Annotated in this window: 17 protein-coding genes; 6 read left to right on the top strand and 11 right to left on the bottom strand. The window is 74.3% G+C overall.

The window, feature by feature from the left end:
• Window positions 1–28: 28 nt before the first annotated feature.
• From manA to ACPXCS_RS14520, 6 genes are all read right to left on the bottom strand, one after another.
• The gene (gene manA, locus ACPXCS_RS14545) at window positions 29–1,180 is read right to left on the bottom strand and encodes a mannose-6-phosphate isomerase, class I (protein ID WP_425946783.1); all 1,152 of its coding nucleotides are present in this window, start codon (window positions 1,178–1,180) and stop codon (window positions 29–31) included.
• A 55-nt stretch (window positions 1,181–1,235) separates the two neighbouring features.
• Entirely contained in the window at window positions 1,236–2,363 is a 1,128-nt protein-coding gene (locus ACPXCS_RS14540; protein ID WP_425946784.1) for an SIS domain-containing protein, read from the bottom strand.
• Between the two features lie 104 nt (window positions 2,364–2,467).
• Complete coding sequence (locus ACPXCS_RS14535; RefSeq protein ID WP_425946785.1) at window positions 2,468–2,638, bottom strand: Trm112 family protein; 171 nt, start codon at window positions 2,636–2,638, stop codon at window positions 2,468–2,470.
• 69 nt (window positions 2,639–2,707) lie between these two features.
• Window positions 2,708–4,072, bottom strand: a complete 1,365-nt coding sequence (locus tag ACPXCS_RS14530; RefSeq protein WP_425946786.1) for a phosphomannomutase/phosphoglucomutase — start codon at window positions 4,070–4,072, stop codon at window positions 2,708–2,710.
• A 104-nt stretch (window positions 4,073–4,176) separates the two neighbouring features.
• Window positions 4,177–5,793, bottom strand: a complete 1,617-nt coding sequence (locus ACPXCS_RS14525) for an L-lactate permease (protein ID WP_425947096.1) — start codon at window positions 5,791–5,793, stop codon at window positions 4,177–4,179.
• A gap of 119 nt (window positions 5,794–5,912) precedes the next feature.
• Window positions 5,913–6,335: a DUF3499 domain-containing protein gene (locus ACPXCS_RS14520; protein ID WP_010034669.1), complete on the bottom strand. Its 423-nt coding sequence runs from the start codon at window positions 6,333–6,335 to the stop codon at window positions 5,913–5,915.
• A gap of 294 nt (window positions 6,336–6,629) precedes the next feature.
• On the opposite strand from ACPXCS_RS14520, the gene ACPXCS_RS14515 reads away from it, so the two are divergent.
• Window positions 6,630–7,085: a metallopeptidase family protein gene (locus tag ACPXCS_RS14515; RefSeq protein WP_078885356.1), complete on the top strand. Its 456-nt coding sequence runs from the start codon at window positions 6,630–6,632 to the stop codon at window positions 7,083–7,085.
• 15 nt (window positions 7,086–7,100) lie between these two features.
• Here the strand turns inward: ACPXCS_RS14515 and ACPXCS_RS14510 are convergent, their stop codons facing one another.
• The 3 genes from ACPXCS_RS14510 to ACPXCS_RS14500 form a co-directional block, all read right to left on the bottom strand.
• Complete coding sequence (locus tag ACPXCS_RS14510; protein ID WP_425946787.1) at window positions 7,101–8,627, bottom strand: DUF5719 family protein; 1,527 nt, start codon at window positions 8,625–8,627, stop codon at window positions 7,101–7,103.
• Window positions 8,624–12,295 (bottom strand): glycosyltransferase, encoded by a 3,672-nt coding sequence (locus ACPXCS_RS14505; protein WP_425946788.1) that lies wholly within the window; start codon window positions 12,293–12,295, stop codon window positions 8,624–8,626. Before ACPXCS_RS14505 ends, ACPXCS_RS14510 begins: the two co-directional genes overlap by 4 nt.
• Window positions 12,296–12,456: 161 nt before the next feature.
• Window positions 12,457–12,720 (bottom strand): WhiB family transcriptional regulator, encoded by a 264-nt coding sequence (locus ACPXCS_RS14500; RefSeq protein WP_425946789.1) that lies wholly within the window; start codon window positions 12,718–12,720, stop codon window positions 12,457–12,459.
• Between the two features lie 659 nt (window positions 12,721–13,379).
• Between ACPXCS_RS14500 and ACPXCS_RS14495 the strand changes: the two genes are divergently transcribed.
• The 4 genes from ACPXCS_RS14495 to ACPXCS_RS14480 all read left to right on the top strand — a co-directional run bounded on the left by ACPXCS_RS14495 (window position 13,380) and on the right by ACPXCS_RS14480 (window position 17,357).
• Window positions 13,380–13,886, top strand: coding sequence for a cysteine dioxygenase (locus ACPXCS_RS14495; protein WP_425946790.1), 507 nt, complete (start codon window positions 13,380–13,382; stop codon window positions 13,884–13,886).
• Between the two features lie 121 nt (window positions 13,887–14,007).
• Window positions 14,008–14,967, top strand: coding sequence for a 2-phospho-L-lactate transferase (gene cofD, locus ACPXCS_RS14490; protein ID WP_425946791.1), 960 nt, complete (start codon window positions 14,008–14,010; stop codon window positions 14,965–14,967).
• Complete coding sequence (locus tag ACPXCS_RS14485; protein ID WP_425946792.1) at window positions 14,964–16,280, top strand: coenzyme F420-0:L-glutamate ligase; 1,317 nt, start codon at window positions 14,964–14,966, stop codon at window positions 16,278–16,280. Before cofD ends, ACPXCS_RS14485 begins: the two co-directional genes overlap by 4 nt.
• Window positions 16,281–16,355: 75 nt before the next feature.
• Complete coding sequence (locus ACPXCS_RS14480; RefSeq protein WP_425946793.1) at window positions 16,356–17,357, top strand: DNA-3-methyladenine glycosylase family protein; 1,002 nt, start codon at window positions 16,356–16,358, stop codon at window positions 17,355–17,357.
• A gap of 585 nt (window positions 17,358–17,942) precedes the next feature.
• On the opposite strand, the gene ACPXCS_RS14475 is transcribed toward ACPXCS_RS14480, so the two are convergent.
• Both ACPXCS_RS14475 and ACPXCS_RS14470 read right to left on the bottom strand, forming a co-directional pair.
• Entirely contained in the window at window positions 17,943–19,025 is a 1,083-nt protein-coding gene (locus tag ACPXCS_RS14475; protein ID WP_425946794.1) for a sugar phosphate nucleotidyltransferase, read from the bottom strand.
• A 145-nt stretch (window positions 19,026–19,170) separates the two neighbouring features.
• On the bottom strand, window positions 19,171–20,634 hold the full coding sequence (locus ACPXCS_RS14470; protein ID WP_425946795.1) for an N-acetylmuramoyl-L-alanine amidase: 1,464 nt from the start codon (window positions 20,632–20,634) through the stop codon (window positions 19,171–19,173).
• Between the two features lie 148 nt (window positions 20,635–20,782).
• Between ACPXCS_RS14470 and ACPXCS_RS14465 the strand changes: the two genes are divergently transcribed.
• Window positions 20,783–21,538 (top strand): TIGR03089 family protein, encoded by a 756-nt coding sequence (locus tag ACPXCS_RS14465; RefSeq protein ID WP_425946796.1) that lies wholly within the window; start codon window positions 20,783–20,785, stop codon window positions 21,536–21,538.
• Window positions 21,539–21,613: the final 75 nt, after the last annotated feature.

The raw sequence follows: 21,613 nt of genomic DNA, 5'->3' as shown, positions 1-21,613 counted from the left end.
GTCACCAGCACGGGGGGTGTCGAAACGGTCAGGCGACGACGGTGGCCCGGAAAAGCGTTCCCGTTCCGGACACTTCGGCCGTTTCGCCGGCCGGGACGAAGACGGACGTCCCGGGGGTCAGGTCGTGCTCGCCGGCGCGGACGGTGCCGGCCGTGCAGAGCAGGATCTGCGGGGTCGCCCGGGTGAGGTCGTGGGTGGTGCCGGCCTCGGGCAGGACGTAGCGGGAGAGGCGGAACTCGTCGATGGGCGTCTCGTAGACCTCCTCGCCGTCGGGGGCGGCCTCGGGGCGCAGGACGCCCGGGTCGGCGGCGTGGAAGCGGACGATGCGCAGGAGTTCGGGGACGTCGACGTGCTTGGGGGTCAGGCCGCAGCGCAGGACGTTGTCGGAGTTGGCCATGATCTCCACGCCGAGGCCGTTGAGGTAGGCGTGCGGGACGCCGGCGCCGAGGTAGAGGGCCTCGCCGGGCTGGAGACGGACGTGGTTGAGGAGCATCGCGGCGATGACGCCGGGGTCGCCCGGGTAGTGGTGGGCGATGTCGGCGTAGGGGGCGTAGGCGCCGCCGAGGCGGGTGCAGGCGGCGGCCGCCTCCTCGACCGTGCGGGTCATCTCCTCGCGGTCGGCGGTGAGGATCGCCGTGAGGACCTCGCGCAGGGCGGCGTCCTCGGGGTGGGCGTGGAGCAGGTCGACGTAGGGCTTGAGGGAGTCGACGCCGAGGTCGTCGAGCAGCCCGGCGGCCTCCAGCGGGGCGCGGAAGCCGCACAGGCCGTCGAACGCGGTGAGCGCGCAGATCAGTTCGGGCTTGTGGTTGGCGTCCTTGTAGTTGCGGTGCGGGGCGTCCACGGGGATGCCGCGGCGCTCCTCGTCCGCGTAGCCCTCCTGGGCCTGCGCGAGGTCGGGGTGGACCTGGAGGGAGAGCGGGGCCCCGGCGGCGAGGATCTTGAGGAGAAAGGGCAGGCGGGGGCCGAAGCGGGCGACCGCGGCCGGTCCGAGTTCCTTTTCCGGGTCGGCGCCGATGACCTCGACGAGCGTGCCCCGCCCGGTGCGCGAGGGGGCGCCGGGGTGGGCGCCCATCCACATCTCCGCCTGCGGCTCCCCGGTCGGTTCGACCCCGAGCAGCTGCGGGATGGCGGTCGGGGAACCCCAGGCGTAGGGGCGGATGGTGTTGTCGAGGCGGTCCATGGGGTTCTCTCTGCGTGTGCGGGCGGACAGGCGCGTCAGGGTGTCCCGGGCAAGATCAGACCCTTGAGGCGAGCGCCAGGTAAACCGCGGCGAAATCCGTGATGGCGATCAGTTCCGCGAGGGTCTCCAGCTCGCCGCCCTCCTCCGGTTCCAGTTCGCTGATCGGGGTGTCGTGGCTGAGGGCGAGGTCGCGGGCGCCGGGGGCGGCGGTGAGGCCGCCGATGGGGCGGTCGCGCAGGAGCACCACGCGCGCGTGCAGGGCGGGCGGCTCGTCGACCCGGTCTCGGAAGAAGTCGTCGGGGTCGGCGCTGGCGGCCAGCGGGCCGGCGAGCAGGGCGCTGTGGGCGGCGAGGGCTTCGGGGAGTTCGGCGACGACCGCGGGGGTGCCGGACAGTTCGGCGAGCGCGGCGGCGAAGCGGCGGCCCGCCGGGCCGGCCGAGATGCCCTCGGTCCACACGATCGGGAGCGCGTCGGCGAGTTCGGAGGCCAGAGTCTTGGCGGGGTTGCTGTAGGTGGCGATGGCGGGGCCGCAGCGTTCGGCGACGCGGTCGAGGCGGTCGGCGACCTTGCCGAGGGCGTCCGGTGGGGCGGCGAGCACTCCGGTGCGGTCCAGCAGCGCGAGGAGCGGGGTGAGCAGCGCCCACAGCACACCGGGCGCGGACGCGGCGAAGGGCTCCTCCTGGTCGTACGGCGCGGTCGCCATGGGGACGAACAGGCCGTGCGAGCCGTTGACGGCGTCGGCCAGCGGGGAGCGGCCGGGGGCCACGGCGACGACGCTGCAGCCGCGGCGGTAGGCCTGCTCGGCGAGGAGCGACAGACCCGGTTCGGTGCCGTCGGGGGTGGTGATCAGCAGGAGGTCGACCGAACCGACCCAGCCGGGCAGTTCCCAGCGCAGGGCGCCCGCCGCGGGGGCGACGCCGGTGGGGGCGAGGCGGGTGACGGGGCTGCCGGCGCCGGCGAGCGTGCCGAGGAGGTCGGCCGCGTGGGTGGCGGCGGCGCCGGGCCCGGCGATGAGCACGGCGCGGGGGCGGCCGTCGGGCTTGAGGTCGTTGATGCCGGCCTCGGCCGAGTGGCGGGCGGCCGTGCGGACGCGGGCACCGGCCTCCGCGGCGCCGCGGAGCAGACCGCGGTGGTCGGCCTCGGCGAGGCCCTCCGGGGAGTCGAGCAGCGATTCGTCGAGCATGAGCGGCAGCCTCCGGTGGCCGGGGTCCGTTGTGCGGATGTCGTGCTACGTCGGTGCCCGCGGGGCCCGGGAGGTATGTGCGCCCGGGCGGTGCGACGTGCCGGCTACGCGGGGCGGCGGGCTTCGTCGACGAGCAGGACGGGGATGCCGTCGCGCACCGGGTAGGCCAGGCCGCACTGGGCGTCGGTGCAGATCAGCTCGGCGTCCTGCTCCTTGAGGGGGGCGTGGCAGGCCGGGCAGGCGAGGATCTCGAGGAGGCCGGATTCCAGGGGCATGTGGGGTTCCTTCGAGGTGCGGGCGCTTGGGTTGTGCCTGGTCAGGTTACCGCCGGTGGGACGGGGGCCTCAGCCCCTGATGATCCCCAGCACCTCGTCCCGCACGCGTGCCATCGTGGCCGCGTCCCTCGCCTCCGCGTTCAGGCGCAGCAGCGGCTCGGTGTTCGAGGGGCGGACGTTGAACCACCAGTCGGCGGCGGAGACGGTGAGGCCGTCGAGCTCGTCGAGGGTGATGCCGTCGCGGCCCTCGTACGCCGTGCGGATCGCGGCGAGGCTGGCCTGCTGGTCGGCGACCGTGGAGTTGATCTCGCCGGAGCCGCTGTAGCGGTCGTAGGAGGCGACCAGGGCGGAAAGGGTGCCCTGCTGGCCGCCGAGGGCCGCCAGGACGTGCAGGGCGGCCAGCATGCCCGTGTCGGCGTTCCAGAAGTCGCGGAAGTAGTAGTGGGCGGAGTGCTCGCCGCCGAAGATCGCGCCGCTGCGGGCCATCTCGGCCTTGATGAAGGAGTGTCCGACGCGGGTGCGGACCGGGGTGCCGCCGTGCTCCTTCACGACCTCGGGGACCGACCAGGACGTGATCAGGTTGTGGATGATCAGGCCCTTGCCGCCGTGCCGGGCCAGTTCGCGGGCGGCGACCAGGGCGGTGATCGCCGACGGGGAGACCGGCTCGCCGCGCTCGTCGACGACGAAGCAGCGGTCGGCGTCGCCGTCGAAGGCGAGACCCAGGTCGGCGCCCTCCTCGCGGACCCGCTTCTGCAGGTCGACGAGGTTGGCCGGGTCGAGGGGGTTGGCCTCGTGGTTGGGGAACGTGCCGTCCAGCTCGAAGTACATCGGCACCAGGGTCAGGGGCAGGCCGGCGAGGACCTCGGGGACGGTGTGCCCGCCCATGCCGTTGCCCGCGTCGACGACGACCTTCAGGGGGCGGATGGAGGTCAGGTCGACCAGGGAGCGCAGGTGGGTCGCGTAGTCCGGCAACGTGTCGCGGGCGCCGATCGTGCCCGTCCGCGCGGCGGGCTCCGGGGCGCCCGACTCGCTCCACCGCTCGACCAGTTCGCGGATCTCCGCCAGGCCGGTGTCCTGGCCGACGGGGGCGGCGCCGGTGCGGCACATCTTGATGCCGTTGTACTGGGCCGGGTTGTGGGAGGCCGTGAACATGGCGCCCGGCAGGTTCAGCGCGCCCGAGGCGTAGTACAGCTGGTCCGTCGAGCACAGGCCGATCTCCGTCACGTCGGCGCCCTGTGCGGCGGCCCCGCGTGCGAAGGCCCGGGACAGGCCGGGCGAGGAGGGGCGCATGTCGTGCCCGGTGGCGATCGCGCTCGCGCCGGTGACCTGTACGAAGGCCGCCCCGAAGAGCTCGGCCAGGGACTCGTCCCACTGGTCGGGGACGACCCCGCGTACGTCGTACGCCTTGACGACCTGCGACAGATCAGCAGCCACGCCGAGCCTCTTCCTGGAAAGTCCTATCGGTCGGTCCAAACTACCCGCACCCGACGGCGGTGCGCCGGGCGGTCGCCGAGTGGACCCACGGCCGTAACCTCAGGTCAGGGCAGCATCCAGCCCAGGACCGGGGTGCTCTGGCCGACCACGATCAGGCACATCACCAGCAGCAGGCCCAGGCTCCAGGGCAGCACCTTGCGCAGCAGGTCGCCCTCGCGGCCCGCCAGGCCGACGGCCGCGCAGGCGATGGTGAGGTTCTGCGGGGAGATCATCTTGCCGAGGACGCCGCCGGAGCTGTTGGCGGCGGCCAGCAACTCGGGCGAGAGTCCGGACTCGCGGGCGGCGGTCACCTGGAGGGCGCCGAAGAGGGCGTTGGCGGAGGTGTCCGAGCCGGTCACGGCGACGCCGAACCAGCCGAGGACGGGCGACAGGAAGGCCAGTCCGGCTCCGGCCGCCGCCACGCAGTGGCCGATCGTGGCCGCCTGCCCGGAGAGGTTCATGACGTAGGCGAGGGCCAGGACGGACGTCACCGTCAGGATCGCGAAGCGCAGTTCGTGGACGGTCGCGAGCCATTCGCGTACCGCCACGCGCGCGTGGACGCCGATGACGGCGGCCGTGCCGATCCCGGCGAGCAGCACGAGCGTGCCGCCGGTGGAGACGACGGGCCAGGTGAAGACGTTGCCGGAGACCGGTTCGCCGTCGGGTCCCGCCACGTCGAGCCAGGGCCAGTCGAAGGTCCGGGTGGCCCCGGCGAGCCAGTCCTCGACGGCCGGGATCTGGGCGACGGAGAAGATCACGACGATCAGCGCGTAGGGGGCGTACGCGCGCAGCACCTCGCGGGGCGGGTCCTGCTCGTCCAGTTCGTCGCTGCGGACGCCGGTCAGCACGGAGGCGCGTACGGACTCGGCGGCTGGCACGCGCGCGTGCGGGACGGCGGCCAGGGCGCCCGCTCCGGCCAGGGCGGCGCCGATGTCGGCGAGTTGGGCGGAGACGTAGTTGGCGGCGGCGAACTGGGCGACCGCGAAGGCCGCTCCGCACGCCAGGGCGGGCACCCAGGTCTCGCGCAGCCCGCGCCGGCCGTCGACCAGCCAGACGAGCACGAGGGGCACCACGAGGGCCAGCAGCGGCGTCTGACGGCCCACCACGGACGCCACGGAGTCGAGCGGAAGCCCCGTCACCTGGGCGAGGGTGACGACCGGGGTGCCCATGGCGCCGAAGGCCACGGGAGCGGTGTTGGCGACCAGCGCGACGACGGCGGCGCGCACCGGTTCGAAGCCGAGGGCGACCAGCATGACCGCGCTGATCGCGACGGGCGCGCCGAAGCCGGCGAGCGCCTCCAGCAGGGCCCCGAAGCAGAAGGCGACGACGAGCGCCTGGATGCGCGGGTCGTCGGAGAGCCGCCCGAAGGAACGGCGCAGGATGTCGAAGTGCCGGGTGCGGACCGTCATCCGGTACACCCACAGGGCGTTGACGACGATCCACAGGATGGGGAAGAGCCCGAAGACGGCGCCCTGGGCGCCGCTGGAGAGGGTCTGGCCGAGCGGCATGCCGTAGGCGAGCCAGGCGACCAGGACGGCCCCGAGGAGGCCGGTCAGGCCCGCCAGGTGCGCCTTCATGCGGACGCCGCCGAGCAGGACCAGGACGATCACCAGGGGTAAGGCAGCCACCAGGGCGGACAGGCCGAGCGAGCCGGCGACGGGTTCCAGTTCCTGGACGTACACGGGCGCCTCCCCGGTTTCCGCCATGCGAAAGCGATTTCCCACACCCTCGGAACGGAATGGTCATGTCCGCGCCAAGGTGGCGTCAATGGGTGCGCGTGGGGAGAAAGCGAGGAGCCGGGTCAGTTGTCGGGCGACCGCAGGACCCGCAGGTGCCCGCGGCGCGCGACCTCCATCGGGTCGGCCGCACGGCCGCCGCCGCCGGCACCGGCCGCCCGCTCCTGGGGACGGGCCGCCTCCCGCACGGCGTTCGCAAGCGCTTCCAGGTCGTCGCCGCTCGGACGGGCCGGGGCCGAGCCGTCGAGGAGCCGGACCACCTCCCAGCCGCGCGGTGCGGTGAGGCGCTCGGAGTGCTCGGCGCACAGGTCGTAGCAGTGGGGTTCGGCGTAGGTGGCGAGCGGGCCGAGGACCGCGGTCGAGTCGGCGTAGACGTACGTCAGCGTCGCAACGGCGGGACGGCCGCAGGCGGTGCGCGAACAGCGACGTACAGGGCTCACGACGTTGGACGGTACCGCACTCTTGAGCGGGCCGCGACGACTCTCCACCAGGTCACTCCACCGTGTCGTGCTGTGAGACACCCCACACCCTCTTTCGAGGGCACCTTTCTGACCTGCCCGGACAGTCTCGCCCACGCTGTCGGACCGTCCCCCAAGCGGTCAAGAGTCGCCACAAAACCGTCAATTGCCGTGAGGTCACCGGTCTCGGCGGGATACGGAATCGAGCCCAACCTTGGCTTGAATGGGCATGTAACGACATGCCGAGCGGGTCGGCCGGAAGCCGTCCGTGCGCCCGTGCGGTGCCGGGCGCACCGACGCGGCGGGGACTACCCTTCACCAGTGATGGACAAGCCCGTAACGCCCCGCGCCGCCGCCCCCGGGCCCCGCCGCCGTGATCGCCACGGCCGCGGCATGCGCGGCCCGATCGCACCCCCGCAGGTGCCGCTCGCCGCGAGCCGCGCGGAGGCGTTCGCGGATCTGGTGCAGGACTCCGTGGAACGCCTGGAGCGGCGGTGGCCGCAGCTCGCCGACATCGACTTCCTGGTGCTGGAGGTGCCGCGGCTCGACGGGCCGGGCCAGGCCTGGAACGACGAGGCGGTCCCGCTCGGCGGCACGATCAGCGCGCGCGAGGGGCGCCCCGCGCGCGTGGTCGTCTACCGGCGACCGGTGGAGATCCGCACCAAGGGCCGCGACGAGCGGGCCGCGCTGGTGCACGAGGTCGTCGTCGAGCAGGTCGCCGAGCTGCTGGGCCTCACCCCGGAGACCGTCGACCCGCGGTACGGCGAGGACCAGGGCTGAGCAGGCCCCTCGCGCCTACTTCTGCAGCACCGACAGGTCCTCGTCCGCCTCCGGCACGGCGACCGTCCCCCGGTCGTCGGGCAGCGTCTGCACGGTGAACGCCGGGACGCCGCCCTCCGCCGCCGTCAGGGTGCGCGCGCCGTGGACCGGGCCGCCGGAGACCGGCTCGACCGTGAGCGCGAACGTGCCCTTCAGGCCGGCCGGGACCGGGAACTCGACGTCCTGGGTCGTGCCCGCCTTGATCGTGTACGTCTTCGACACCGGCGTGCCGCCCTCGCTGCCCGCCGAGGCGGTGACCTTGACGGTGGCCGCGCCGTCGGGAGCGGTCAGGGACAGGGTGCTGCCCTTCGCGCTGTTGTCGGCGGACGTCGCGCGCGTGCCGACGGGACGCGCGGCCGGGATGAACGCCGACTCCTGCCTGTCGCCCTTGCCGCGCACCACCTGCACGGCGGCCACCACCGGCACGGACCGCTCCGTCGGCGTCAGCACCAGGGAACCGGCCTCGCCGCGGGTGACGTCGCCGAGGTCGACGGAGGTCGTCATGCCACCCTTGACGTGCACGGTCTCGTGGCCGGCCGGGGTGATCAGGCCGGAGGGCGAGGCGAGGCGCACCTTGAGGTCCGCGTCGGCGTCGCCGGGCGCGAAGGCGACCAGCCGCACCGAGGTGGCGTCCTTGGGGATGCCGGGCAGCACCAGGCTGCCCGCGGGGTCGGCGGACGCCTGCAGCCAGTCGCCGCCGATCTTGTCGTCGAGGGCCTGCACGGCGGCGCCGACCCGTCCGCTGCGCACGTTGACGTGCACGGTGAGGCCGGACTGCTCCTCGTCGGTGAGGGTGGACAGCAGGACCGGCTCACTGGAGTGCGGCTGGACCGTCAGGTCCTCCCCCACCGCCGACTTCAGGGCGCCGTCCTTGCCGTACAGCTCGATGTCGACCACCGCCGCCGAGTCGTCGGGGTTGGTCAGGTGGACGTAGTCGGTGCGGTCGGCCGCGGTGCTCACCCCCGGGAACCAGAAGTCCGTGTCGGGAGCCGTGCAGTTGACGCCCTGCAGGCCGCGCCCGGTCCCGGCGGCGACCTCGGTGGTCTCCTGGACCGTCCAGCCCGGCGCGAAACGGCCGTCGGCGGTGCCGACCAGGGCGGGCGGCTCGGAGCCGGAGCTGTCGCCGGTGACCGGCTTGCCGGGCTCCTCGGGGGTCAGCACCGGCTTCTCGCTCTGCTTCCCGGTCTGCTTCCCGCCGGACTCGCCGTCCTCCGTGCCCGCGGCCGGTCCGTCCGCCGACTGCCGCGCCGCCGCGCGCAGTTCGGCCTTGCCGCCGCTGCCGGTGCCCTTGGTGACGGGCGTGAAGGAGGTGTACGACGTGTCCGCGATCTCGGACGTGCTGGGCGCGGGGCACAGCAGGCTGGTGCGCTCCACGGGCAGCTGGGCGGCCGCACCGGCGGTCGCCGCCCCGCCCGGGGCGTCCGGCTGGGACAGCACGGCGAAGCCGGTGACGGCGGCGAGCGCGGTCGTGCCGGCGATCAGGGACAAGGTGGTGCGGTTCACTGCTGGCTCCCGTCGGGACGCTCACTGCCCGTGCCGTGGGGGTGGTGCTGCTGCGCCGGGTCGTACGGCGTGCCGTAGCCCTGGGTGTAGGCCTGGTCGTAGCCCTGCTGGTCGTACGACGGGGCCTGGGGGTCGCCGCCGTAGGCGTACGGGTCGTACTGGCCGCCCTGGTACGGATCCGCCTGGTACTGCTGCCCGTAGGCGTCGGCCGGGTACGGGGTGGGCTGGTCGTTCCCGTACTGGTCGCCGTAGCCGGTGTACTCGCCGCCCTGGTAGCCGTCCCACTGGCCGTGGTTCTGCTGCGGGACGCTCGCCGGGGGCTGCTCGGGCTGCGGGGGCGGGAAGTCCGGGAACTCCTCGGGACCGCCGGGTGCGCCTTCCGCCTCCGCTTCCGCCTGGGCGCGCAGGCGCCGGGCGCGCCGGCCCTCGCCGGCGACGGCCTGGGCGGGCACGGCCGGCTCCTCGGGCAGGTCGTCGTCGATGTCGCGGCGCCGGCCGGGCAGGGCGAGCACCACCAGGACGAGGGCGAGCGCGCCCTGGGTCCACAGCCAGGCGGTGTGGCCGATCGGGTCGTCGTAGGTGACGTCCAGCCGGCCGCCGCCGGCGGGGAGTTCGAAGCCCTGGGCCCAGCCGTCGACCGTGGTCGGGGTGAGCGGCTTGCCGTCGAGGGTGGCGGTCCAGGCGTCGGAGGCGGTGTCGGCCAGGCGCAGCACGCGCCCGCCGGCGCCGGACGGAAGCGTGGTGTGGATCTCGACGGGGCCCGCCGCGACCGGCTGGGGCGTGCCGGAACCGGAGGCCGGGACGATCGTGGCGCGCGCGACCTCGCGGTCGACCCGCCACAGCGCGCCGCCGCTCTGCTGGCTGAGCCGGGTCAGGCCCGGTGTGGCGTCCAGGACGCGGGTGATCTCGCGGGGCGTGCCCTGGTGGACGAGGACGTAGCGCACGGCGAAGCCGCCGAGCTGGTCGGCCTGGTCGGCACCGGAGCCCGCGACCAGGTTCGCGACGACCTTGTCGAGCCGGGTGTTCTCACCGTCGGCGGCGGCGATCTCGCCGTCGCCGAGGCGGGCGCCGGAGCCGCGCACCAGCATGTAGCCGACGTGGGCGCCGGAGTCGCTGTCGAGGACGAGGGTGCGGGCCTGGTCGCGGGTGCCGCTCTCCTCGGCGACGAACGCCGGGACCTGGACGGGGTCGCGCCGCTCCAGCGGTCCGTCGGCGCCGCGGATCATCCACCCGGCGGCGATCAGCAGCGGGCCCGCGGCCGAGGCGAAGGCGATCAGGGCCGCGACCGGCTGGCGCCAGCCGAAGCTCTGCTCGGCCACCCGCGCGCGTGCCCCGTCGGCGCCGAGCGCGGCGGCCGCGAGGAGGGCGATGCCGTAGACGAGGGTCGCGGGGCCGGCCCAGGTGGAGCCGTTGGCCAGGACCGCGAAGACGAAGCCGGTCAGGGCGACCGTCCAGGCCGTCCGGATGCCCGTCTGGCGTTCCGAGCGCAGCAGGGCGGCGAGCGCGGCCAGCACGATGCCGATGAGCATCAGGCCGCTGACGGTGCCGGGGCCGCCCGGGCTGGCGCCGAGCAGGTCCAGGGCGGAGGCAGCCGAGGGGCCGTACTCCAGGCCGGCTTCCCGGAAGAACCCGAACGGGAGCAGCGTCAGCGACCAGGGCGCGAGGATCAGCAGGGGCGTGCCGAGCTGGGCGAGGAACCGCAGCCCGTAGGCCGGCAGCTCGGACCGGCGCAGGGCCAGCAGCCCGATGCCCAGCAGCAGCGCGATGGGCCACACCAGGGGCGTGAAGGCCGTGGTGATGGTCAGCAGCAGTGCGTAGGCCCAGGTGGCGCGCCAGCTGCCGCGCGTGCCTGCCGGGTTGGCCAGGCCGCTCGCGGCGATGCCCGCGCGGGCGACGAGCGGCAGCAGGACGGCCAGCACGGCCGTGCCGATGCGGCCGCCGGCGAGGGCGCCGGTGGCGGCGGGCAGGAAGGCGTAGACGACGGCGGCCCAGGCGCGCAGCAGCCGGGACTCCACCAGGGGCCGGGAGGCGAAGTACGCGGTGAGGCCGGCCAGCGGCACCGAGCAGACGAGCAGGAGTGTGACGGCGAGGCCGGTCGAGCCGAACAGCAGGGACGCCAGCATCGCCACGACGGCCACGTACGGGGGCGCGGCGGAGGTCCCGCCGGCGCCGACCGGATGCCAGGCGTCCAGGTAACGCGCCCACAGCTCGGCGGAGTCGGCCGGGGCGGGCAGCAGCGCGCCGCCCGCCAGGGCACCGCCGCCCAGCAGCGCGCGGCAGGCGGTCAGGGAGACGAGCAGCAGCACCAGGAAGAGCACCGGGCCGGGCTTGCGGGCGATGCGCTTGAGCCGGGCGAACTGCTCGATCTCCAGGAAGTCGGCGTCGTCGCCGCCGGGGCCCGACTCGACGGCTCCGCCGTGCCGCCCGGCGCCGGAGGTGACCTCCGGGTCGGAGCTGCCCACCAGATTGCCGGCGACCTGCTCGACGGTGGCCCGGACGGTCGCGCCGGGCGGCGGGAACAGCTGCCGCAGCTCGCCCTTGTCGATCTGCGGGGCGCCCCGGCGGCGCCGCCCGGCGAGGATCCGCTCGGGCCTGAGCAGCGTGCCCATCAGCCCGCGGATCTCGTCGACGGCCTGGCCGGGGACCTTGCCGACGAGGTAGGCGAGGGTCCGCAGCAGGGTGCCGAGCACGATCCGCAGCAGCACCCAGGGCAGCACCGCGGTACGGGAGTTGACGAGCAGGGCGTAGACGGCGCCGGCCTTGTCGACCTTGTGCGGGGAGGCGGCGGTGCGCCCCACGCAGTCGACCGTGCGGCGCTCGCGGGAGGCCGCCTCGGCGTGCCGGACGACCGCCTCCGGGGCGACGAGGACGCGGTAGCCGGCCGCGTGGGCCCGCCAGCACAGGTCGACGTCGTCGCGCATGAGGGGCAGGTGCCGGTCGAAGCCGCCGAGCTCCTCGAAGACGTCCCGGCGGATCAGCATGCCGGCGGTGGAGACCGACAGCACGGGCCGGACGTGGTCGTGCTGGCCCTGGTCCTGCTCACGACGGTCCAGGCCGGTCCAGCGGCGGCCGGAGTGGGCGATGGAGACGCCGACCTCCAGCAGCTGGCGCCGGTCGTACCAGCCGCGCAGCTTGGGGCCGACCACGGCGACGTCCTCGCGGCCCAGTTCGTACTCGTTGTCCACGACGCGCAGCAGCTGGGCCAGGGCGTCGGGCTCGGGGGCGCAGTCGTCGTGCAGCAGCCACAGCCACTGGACCGGCTCGCCGTGCGGGAGCTCGGGCAGGTCGTAGGCGTCGTCGCGCCACGAGCGCGTGACCGGGTCCCAGCCGCTGGGCCGCTTCAGGTAGGGCAGCTCCTCCGGCGTGAGGTGCGGGGCCGTTCGGTCGCACTCCTCGACGGCCTGGCCGAAGCCCGTGCGGCGGGCCAGGTGCAGCACACGGTCGGCGCCGAGGGCGTCGGTGACCAGTTGCGCGGAGTCGTCCGCGCTGCCGGTGTCGGCTCCCATCGCGTACTGGACGGGCCGCTCCTGGCCGAGCAGCCCGGCGAGCGCGTCGGGCAGCCAGCGGGCGCCGTCGTGGGAGACGAGGACCGCGGTCACCACATGACGCGGGAACTCAGGTGTGGCAGCGCTGTCGTGATGAGCTGCCGAGTGGCTGTGCACGGACATCGAGGTACGGGCCCCGGTTCGGTGGACTGCGGTGGACGCCCGCGACCGGTGGGGGCAGCGTGGCGTCTCGGACGAGCGACCACACTATCGGCTGTGCAACAAGGGGGCCCGCCGCCTGTGGACAACCCACCGGCGACGGGCCGTTCACGATGAGGGCCGGGTCAGACGGCCGCCTTCTTCAGCCGGCGGCGCTCCCGCTCGGACAGGCCGCCCCAGATGCCGAAGCGCTCGTCGTTGGCGAGGGCGTACTCGAGGCACTCGGAGCGGACCTCGCAGGCGAGGCAGACCTTCTTGGCCTCCCGGGTCGAGCCGCCCTTCTCGGGGAAGAAGGACTCGGGGTCGGTCTGGGCGCACAGTGCGTGCTCCTGCCAGCCGAGTTCCTCGTCCGCGTCGTCGACCAGCAGTTGCTGCACCGTCTCGGTCATGTGCGCCCCTCGTCTGTCTTTCGCGTCCCCGTGATCTAGCCGTTACCGATTCCGGCTGAACGACACGAGTGAAATTACAAGTGTGCTGCTCCGGGCGAGTCAAGCCGAGATCTGCTATTGAGCCCCTTATTCACTCTGCGGAACCAAGCCCATGCGGAAAGTGTTCAAATCACCATAAAACCTGACACACAGACAGAGCCCCGAAGGGCTCACGTCATCCGCCGGACCCCTCGCAGACCTCTACGAAGAAGGACGCCCAGGAGTTCGATCCCGTTCCGACACGCCCCTCGAAGCGAACCGCATCACAGTCGGATCACGAGTACGCAACGGGGTTTGTCCGCCCGGATGGACGCCATGTGTCCCGGGCGGACCATGAACAAACCTTTCATCTGAGCGATCGACCGGATGAGGTGAACCTCATCCCACATACCGGGTGCCGAGTTGACAGTGCGGGTGTGAACCGGTGTCCTTGTGGGCATGCTCGCGAACTTGGCACTCACCTCGACCCGCACCGCCGGGTCCTTCGGTGCTGCCCGCGCTCGCTGTAGCTGTCGCTGTTCCAGCTGTTGAGCCCCACCCGCTCCAGCTGAAGGCCGAGCCACCCGTTCCTCGGCCGCCGTTCCCTCTGACCTTCTTTTCACTGAGGAACCACCACACCCATGAACAGCGACAGCGACCTCCAGATCGCCGGCGACATCCTCGAGGTCACGCACCTGCTCCAGACCCCGCGGGAGCACCCCTCCACCGTCGCCGAGTTCGTCGGACTCGCCCGCACCCTCGCCGCCGACCGCTCCCAGTGGGAGCATCTCGTCCGCTACGACGCGACCAGCCGCTGGTACCACCGGCTGCGCAGCGGCCCGGGCTACGAGGTGTGGCTGCTGTCCTGGGTGCCCGGGCAGGGCAGCGGGCTGCACGACCACGGCCGCTCCTCCGGGGTGCTGACCGTGCTGGACGGCACGCTGACCGAGCGCACGGAGCGGGGCACGCGCGCCTTGCGGGCGGGCGCGCAGCGCGTGTTCGCGCCGGGGTACGTGCACGAGGTGGTGAACGACGCACTCGAACCGGCGGTGAGTCTGCACGTGTACTACCCGGGCCTGACGGAGATGCCGATGCACACGGCGCCGCACTGCGAGGCCCTGACCGAGCCGGACGCGGTCGGCGCCTGACCCCGGACCACGGGCGGGTCGCCGTGGCACCGGGCCGTTGTCCACAGCCGGTGGCCGTGGCGCCGGCCGGTTGTCCACAGCCGCTCACCGGTTGTCGCGGGCGCCTGCGAGACTGGCTCCCATGCGCATTGTGGTTCTGGCAGGCGGCATCGGTGGTGCCCGGTTCCTGCGTGGTCTGAAGCGGGCCGTGCCGGACGCGGACATCACGGTCATCGGCAACACCGGGGACGACATCCACCTCTTCGGGCTCAAGGTCTGCCCGGACCTCGACACGGTGATGTACACGCTCGGCGGCGGCATCAACGAGGAGCAGGGCTGGGGCCGTGCCGACGAGACCTTCCACCTGAAGGAGGAGCTCGGGGCGTACGGCGTCGGGCCCGAGTGGTTCGGTCTGGGCGACCGGGACTTCGCCACGCACATCGTGCGGACGCAGATGATCGGCGCCGGGTACCCGCTGAGCGCGGTGACGCAGGCGCTGTGCGACCGGTGGCAGCCGGGCGTGCGGCTCATCCCCATGACCGACGACCGGGTCGAGACGCATGTGGCGGTCGAGCTCGACGGCGAGCGCAAGGCGATCCACTTCCAGGAGTACTGGGTGCGGCTGCGCGCCTCGGTGCCCGCGCAGGCGGTCGTGCCGGTCGGTGCCGACCAGGCCAAGCCCGCGCCGGGTGTCCTGGAGGCCATCGCCGACGCGGACGTGATCCTGTTCCCGCCGTCCAACCCGGTCGTGTCGATCGGCACGATCCTCGCGGTGCCCGGCATCCGGGAGGCGATCGCCGACGCCGGAGTGCCGGTGATCGGCCTCTCCCCCATCGTCGGCGACGCGCCCGTGCGGGGCATGGCCGACAAGGTGCTGGCCGCGGTGGGCGTGGAGTCGACCGCGACGGCGGTGGCCGAGCACTACGGCTCGGGCCTGCTCGACGGCTGGCTCGTCGACACGGTCGACGCGGGCGCGGTGGAGCGGGTCGAGGCGGCCGGGATCCGCTGCCGGGCCGTGCCGCTGATGATGACCGACGCCGACGCGACCGCGCGGATGGCCCGGGAGGCGCTGGCCCTGGCGGAGGAGGTGCGCGGCGCGTGAGCGGCGCGGAGCACGCCGGCGGGTACCGGGTGTGGGCCGTGGGCGGGTTGCCCGAGGTCACCGCCGGGGACGATCTGGCCAAGCTGATAGCGGACGCCGAGCCGGGACTGGCCGACGGCGACGTCCTGCTGGTCACGTCGAAGATCGTGTCCAAGGCGGAGGGCCGGATCGTCCGGGCGGCGGACCGTGAGGCCGCGATCGACGCGGAGACGGTCCGGGTGGTCGCCCGCCGGGGCGGGCTGCGGATCGTCGAGAACCGGCAGGGCCTGGTCATGGCGGCGGCCGGGGTCGACGCCTCCAACACCCCCTCCGGCACGGTGCTGTTGCTGCCCGAGGACCCGGACGCGTCCGCCCGCGCCATCCGCGCGGGACTGCGGGACGCCCTCGGTGTCGACGTCGGGGTCGTCGTGACCGACACCTCCGGGCGGCCCTGGCGCGCGGGGCTCACGGACGTGGCGATCGGCGCCGCCGGGGTGCGTGTGCTCGACGACCTGCGTGGCGGCACGGACGCCCACGGCAACCCGCTCAGCGCCACCGTCGTCGCCACGGCCGACGAACTCGCCGCGGCGGGCGACCTCGTCAAGGGCAAGGCCGCCGGGCTGCCCGTCGCGGTGGTGCGCGGACTGCCCCACGTGGTGACGGAGGACGACGGCCCGGAGGGGGCGCGCGCCCTGGTGCGCGGCGCCCGCGACGACATGTTCCGGCTCGGCACGTCGGAGGCGGTGCGCCTGGCGGTGACCCAGCGGCGCACGGTCCGGGCCTTCACGGACGAGCCCGTCGACCCGGGCGCCGTACGGCGGGCCGTGGCCGCGGCCGTGACCGCGCCGGCGCCGCACCACACCACGCCGTGGCGGTTCGTGCTGCTGGAGTCGCCACAGTCGCGGACGCGGCTGCTGGACGCCATGCGGGAGGCCTGGATCGCCGATCTGCGGCGGGACGGCAGGACCGAGGAGTCGATCGCCAGGCGGGTGCGGCGCGGGGACGTCCTGCGCAACGCGCCCTACCTCGTCGTCCCCTGTCTCGTCATGGACGGCTCGCACACCTACGGCGACGCGCGGCGGGACACCGCCGAGCGGGAGATGTTCGTCGTCGCCGCCGGCGCCGGTGTGCAGAACTTCCTCGTCGCGCTGGCCGGGGAGCGGCTGGGGTCGGCGTGGGTGTCCTCGACGATGTTCTGCCGGGACGTGGTGCGCGAGGTGCTGGGGCTGCCGGCCGAGTGGGACCCCATGGGCGCGGTGGCGGTCGGGCATCCGGCGGAGGAGCCGCGGCCGCGGGCGGAGCGGGACGCGGGGGCGTTCATCGAGGTGCGGTGAGGCAGGTGGGGTGAGAAGGACCGGCCGGGGCCTACCCTCGTAGGGCCCCACCCCGCCGTCCAGGGACGTTCACTCATGGCAGGACGCTTCGCCCCCAGACCCACGCGCACGACGGTGCGCGGTGGGCATGTCGCCGTGGGCCCGGGCGTGCCGCGGCAGGCGGCGGGGCCCGGGCGGGTGCGGGAGTGGGTGCCGGACGGGCCGCTGGATCTCGGTCTGGTGCTCGGGCCGTTGCGGCGTGGCCCGGGCGATCCGACGTTCCGGGCGATGCCGGACGGGTCCGTGTGGCGGGCCGCTCTGACACCGGCCGGGCCCGGGACGCTGCGGGTGTCCGCGGCCGGCGGCCGGGTCCGCGGGGAGGCCTGGGGCCCCGGGGCGGCGTGGCTGCTGGAGCGGTTGCCGGAGCTGTGCGGCGCGGCCGACGATCCGTCGGCGTTCGTGCCGCGGCACCGGCTGCTGGCGATCACGCGGCACCGGCGGCCGGGGCTCCGGCTGACGCGGACCGGGCTGGTGCTGGAGTCGCTGATCCCGTCGATCCTGGAGCAGAAGGTCACCACGGACGAGGCCTACCGGGCGTGGCGGCTGCTGGTGCGCAAGTACGGCGAGCCGGCGCCGGGGCCCGCGCCCGGGCGGATGTGTGTGATGCCGGCGCCGCGGACCTGGGCGCTGATCCCGTCCTGGGAGTGGCACCGGGCCGGGGTGGACGACAAGCGGGCGTCGACGATCCTGCGTGCCGTCCGGGTCGCCGCGCGGCTGGAGGAGGCCGTGGGGATGGAACCGGGGGCGGCCCGTGCGCGGCTGGAGGTCGTGCCCGGGGTGGGGCCGTGGACGTCGGCGGAGACGGTGCAGCGCAGTCATGGTGCGGCGGACGAGGTGACCGTCGGCGATCTGCATCTGCCGGGGATCGTGGGGTGGGCGCTGGCCGGGGACCGGGACGCGGACGACTCCGTGATGCTGGAGCTGCTGGAGCCGTACGCGGGTCAGCGGCACCGGGCGGCCCGGCTGATCCTGCTGAGCGAGCGGGTGCCGGCGCGGAGGGCGCCGAAGATGCCGCGGTGGGACATCGGGCAGATCTGAGGATCTGCCCGATGTCCCAGTGCCCAGCGCCTGGCGCCCGGCGCCCGTAACGGTGCCGGTGCCGGTGCCGAGGGCAGGATGCCGCGCGCACTGCCCGACCCCTGGCGCCCGGCGCCGGTAACGGCCGGTCCGGTGCCGAGGGCCGGACGCCGCGCGAACTGCCACCGGTGCCGGTGCTGGTCCCGCGGGCCGGACGCCGCGCGCACTGCCCGACCCCTGGCGCCCGGCGCCGGTAACGGCCGGTCCGGTGCCGAGGGCCGAACGCCGCGCGAACTGCCACCGGTGCCGGTGCTGGTCCCGCGGGCCGGACGCCGCGCGCACTGCCCGACCCCCGACCCCCGGCGCCCGGCGCCCGGCGCCGGTAACGGCCGGTCCGGTGCCGAGGGCAGGATGCCGCGCGCACTGCCCGACCCCCGGCGCCCGGCGCCATAACGGCCGGTGCCGGTGCCGAGGGCGGGATGCCGCGCGGCCCGGCGGAGCGCGGGGTGCCTCCCCCGGGCTCCCGGCCGCGCTCGGAGCAGGGGGACCCCCATTCGCCCGCCCGTGCCGCCCCCGGTGGGGCGACCGGCACGCAGTGGCGGGTCGCTACTGGTCGGACGAGAAGCGGACCGCTCCCGCGGGGATGCGGGCGTCGCACCATATGCGGGCGCCCTCGCGGAGTTCGTTGTCGGGGCCGACCACCGCGCCGTCGCCGATGACCGTGCCCGTGAGGACCGAGCGTTCGCCGACGCGGGCCCGGCTGCCGATGAGGGAGTCGGTGATGACCGCGCCGGGTTCGATGACCGCGCCCGGCAGGATCGTGCTGCCGAAGACGCGGGCGCCCTCGGCGACGAACGCGCCCTCCCCCACCACCGTGCCGCCCGACAGCTTCGCGTCCGCCGCGACCATCGCCGTCGGCAGGACCAGGCGGTCACCGCAGCGGCCGGGGACCGCGGGCGAGGGAGCCCGGCCCAGGACGAGGTCCGCCGAGCCGCGCACGAACGCGGCCGGGGTGCCGAGGTCCAGCCAGTACGTCGAGTCGACCATGCCCTGCAGGTGGGCCCCGGCGGACAGCAGGTCGGGGAAGGTCTCCCGCTCCACCGACACCGGCCGGCCCGGCGGGATCGTGTCGATGACCGAGCGGCGGAAGACGTAGGCCCCCGCGTTGATCTGGTCGGTGACGATCTCCTCCGGGGTCTGCGGCTTCTCCAGGAACGCCAGCACCCGGCCCGTGTCGTCGGTGGGGACCAGGCCGTAGGCCCGCGGGTCCGTCACCTTCGTCAGGTGCAGGGAGACGTCCGCGCCGGTCGACTCGTGGGTGGCCACCAGAGCCCGGATGTCCAGGCCCGTCAGGATGTCGCCGTTGAAGATCAGGACCGGGTCGTCCGGGCCCGAGTGCAGCCGGGAGGCGACGTTGCGGATGGCGCCGCCCGTGCCGAGCGGCTCCTCCTCCGTCACGTACTCCAGGTGGAGCCCCAGCGCGGAGCCGTCGCCGAAGTACGGTTCGAAGACCTCGGCCAGGTAGGACGTGGCCAGGACGATGTGCTCGACACCCGCCGCTCTCGCTCTCGCCAGCTGGTGCGTGAGGAAGGGCACCCCGGCCGCCGGGACCATGGGCTTGGGCGTGTGCACCGTGAGCGGGCGCAGCCGGGTGCCCTTGCCGCCGACCAGGAGGATCGCTTCTGTCACGTGTCGTCTCTGCTTCCTGCCGGGACCGGCCGAACTGTCTTTCGGCCGGTCAGTGTATGCAGACCGTTCCGTGGCGCCTTCGCTGGCCGTGCGGCATTCCGTCCCGTGCCCCCGCATGCCCCCCGACGGCGGTCGAACGCGGTGCTCAGCGGCCCTGGTACCGGGCCGCCTTGGAGCGGGCCGAGCCGAGCTTGCCGTAGAGCTTCCGCCCCGGGCACTCCGTGATGAAGCCGTCCCGGTGCCCGGAGATCACGTTCAGTCGGACCTTCTTACCCTTCCGGTGCAGGTTGCTGCCAGCCGACTTCAGGTACGTCTTCCCCTTCGGATTCACCCGGTACAGCCCCAGCTTCCACGCGGTCAGCCGGGCGACGGCCTTGACCGCGGCCTTCGTCGGCTTCTTCGTGTCGTACGACCCGAGGACGGCGATCCCCATGCTGTTGCTGTTGAAACCAAGGGTGTGCGCGCCGAGGACCGGTCTCGCCACGCCTCCGGCCCGGCCCTCGTAGATCTTTCCGCACTTGTCGATGACGAAGTTGTAGCCGATGTCCCGCCACCCCATGCTCCCGACGTGGTAGCGGTAGATACTGCGGATGAGTGAAGGCACCTGCGAGCAGCGGTAGTTGTTGCCGCTGGCGGTGTGGTGCACGAAGGCCGCCCGGACCTTCTTGGTGTACCGGAAGCCCGGCTCCCGCAACCCCTCGTCCGCGCCCCAGCCGCGCCGCGTGACGATACCCGGGCGCGGGCCGATGTACGGCCTGGCCCGCTGCTGCTGCTCCGTCGCCCCGCCGTCCTGGAACGCGAGGAACTCCCGCTCGGTCTCCGCCCGGTTCAGGGCGGAGATCTCGGTGGCGCCCAGGGGGGCGAGGTCGGCGTTGACCGCGGAGGCCTCGGCGGCGGCGGCGCTCTCGCCGGCGAGGGCGGCGGTACGGGGGCCGTCCGCCGGGGCGCCGGGCCGCGGGGCGTCCTCGCCCGGGTCGACGAGTTCGAGCCGGAGACCGGACGGGAGCGGGGGCGCGGGGGGCAGGTTGCGGGCGCCGGGGTGGGCGGAGCCGGATCCCGCGCTCGCGGTCTCGGAGCGGACCCGCAGTTCCACGCCGTCGGAGTCGCCCACCCACAGCGGGGCGGTGGCGCCGCGGACGCGGCCCGAGTCGCTCTCGGCGGTGTCCCGGTCGGCGCCGTGCTCGGCGTTGTGCGTCTCCACGTCCTGCCAGCCGGACCAGGTGCCGGTGCCGGCGGCGCGGGTGCGGACCTGGACGCGGCCGTGCAGTTCGGCCTCGGGGTCGTCCCAGACCACGCCGACGAGGGAGAAGTGGCGTACGGCGCGGCGTTGCAGGCCCTGTTCGGGGGCGGGGGCGGAGGGGGTGGCGCGGTTGCGGGTGAGGGGTTCGAGGGGGAGCGACTGGGTGCTGCCGGGGACGGCCGCTGCGGCGGCGCGCCGGGGGGTCGTGGCGGCGGCCGGGGTCCCCGCGGGGAGCACGGGTCTCGTGCTCGTCGCGGCCTCCGCGGTCGGCACCGGTCTCGGGGTCGCCGCGAGGGCGGGTGGGGTGAGGGGAAGGGCCAGAGCGGCCGCACAGGTGACACCGATCGAGGAAGCAAGGAATCCACGCATGCCCCTGATCTTGGACATAGTCGTATAAGTCTGTCCATTTGGGAGTTGACGGGCCGTCGGCCGCGTTCGGCCGAACCGGTGGCGGATTCGGGGCGGTGCGCTGGCCGGCCGTTGGGTGGCGGGGAAGGCGCCGCGTACGCTTGCGCGGGTGAACGCCACCGATCGCACCCCTGCCGACCTGCTGGCTTCCGCGCTCGCCGCGGATCCGGGACGCCCCCTGGTGACCTTCTACGACGACGCCACGGGCGAACGCGTCGAACTGTCCGTGGCCACCTTCGCCAATTGGGTGGCCAAGACCTCGAACCTGCTCCAGGACGAGTTGTCCGTCGAGCCCGGGGACCGGGTGGCGCTGCTGCTGCCGGCGCACTGGCAGACGGCCGTGTGGCTGCTGGCCTGTGCGTCGGTGGGGGTCGTCGCCGACGTGACGGGGGACGTGCGCGCCGCCGACGTGGTGGTGAGCGGGCCGGACGGGCTGGAGGCGGCCCGGGCCTGCTCCGGGTCCCGGATCGCGCTCGCGCTGCGCCCGCTCGGGGGCCGGTTCCCGCAGCCGCCCGAGGGGTTCGCCGACTACGCGGTGGAGGTGCCGGGGCAGGGGGACCGCTTCGTGCCGTACGCGCCGGTGGACCCGGACGAGCCCGCGCTGATCGTGGCCGGGCGGGAGTTCAGCGGGGCCGAGGTCGTGGAGCGGGCGCGGGCCGAGGCGACGGGGCTGGGGCTGACCGGGCCCGGCTCCCGGATCCTGTCGGGGCTGCCGTACGACACCTGGGAGGGGCTGAACGCCGGGCTGTACGCGCCCCTGGCCACCGGGGGCTCGGTGGTGCTGTGCCGGAACCTGGCGCAGGCGGGTGACGGGGTGCTGGACAAGCGGGTGGAGAGCGAGCGGGTGACGGTCATCGCCCGGTAGGCGCCGTCGGCGCCGGGCGGGTCCGTCACCGGGCCCGGGACGGCGCCCTCCCCCGTCCGGCCCATCCCGACCCGG

The organism is Streptomyces sp. DT190 (genome assembly GCF_049846985.1).
Lineage (GTDB): Bacteria > Actinomycetota > Actinomycetes > Streptomycetales > Streptomycetaceae > Streptomyces.
This window is presented reverse-complemented; position numbering and strand designations above follow the sequence as displayed.

What these genes read in the sequence shown, in the direction of transcription:
- manA (WP_425946783.1), bottom strand. Translation starts at nt 1,180, where the DNA reads ATGGACCGCCTCGACAACACCATCCGCCCCTACGCCTGGGGTTCCCCG.
- ACPXCS_RS14540 (WP_425946784.1), bottom strand. Translation starts at nt 2,363, where the DNA reads ATGCTCGACGAATCGCTGCTCGACTCCCCGGAGGGCCTCGCCGAGGCC.
- ACPXCS_RS14535 (WP_425946785.1), bottom strand. Translation starts at nt 2,638, where the DNA reads ATGCCCCTGGAATCCGGCCTCCTCGAGATCCTCGCCTGCCCGGCCTGC.
- ACPXCS_RS14515 (WP_078885356.1), top strand. Translation starts at nt 6,630, where the DNA reads ATGGACAAGCCCGTAACGCCCCGCGCCGCCGCCCCCGGGCCCCGCCGC.
- ACPXCS_RS14505 (WP_425946788.1), bottom strand. Translation starts at nt 12,295, where the DNA reads ATGTCCGTGCACAGCCACTCGGCAGCTCATCACGACAGCGCTGCCACA.
- ACPXCS_RS14500 (WP_425946789.1), bottom strand. Translation starts at nt 12,720, where the DNA reads ATGACCGAGACGGTGCAGCAACTGCTGGTCGACGACGCGGACGAGGAA.
- ACPXCS_RS14495 (WP_425946790.1), top strand. Translation starts at nt 13,380, where the DNA reads ATGAACAGCGACAGCGACCTCCAGATCGCCGGCGACATCCTCGAGGTC.
- cofD (WP_425946791.1), top strand. Translation starts at nt 14,008, where the DNA reads ATGCGCATTGTGGTTCTGGCAGGCGGCATCGGTGGTGCCCGGTTCCTG.
- ACPXCS_RS14480 (WP_425946793.1), top strand. Translation starts at nt 16,356, where the DNA reads ATGGCAGGACGCTTCGCCCCCAGACCCACGCGCACGACGGTGCGCGGT.
- ACPXCS_RS14470 (WP_425946795.1), bottom strand. Translation starts at nt 20,634, where the DNA reads ATGCGTGGATTCCTTGCTTCCTCGATCGGTGTCACCTGTGCGGCCGCT.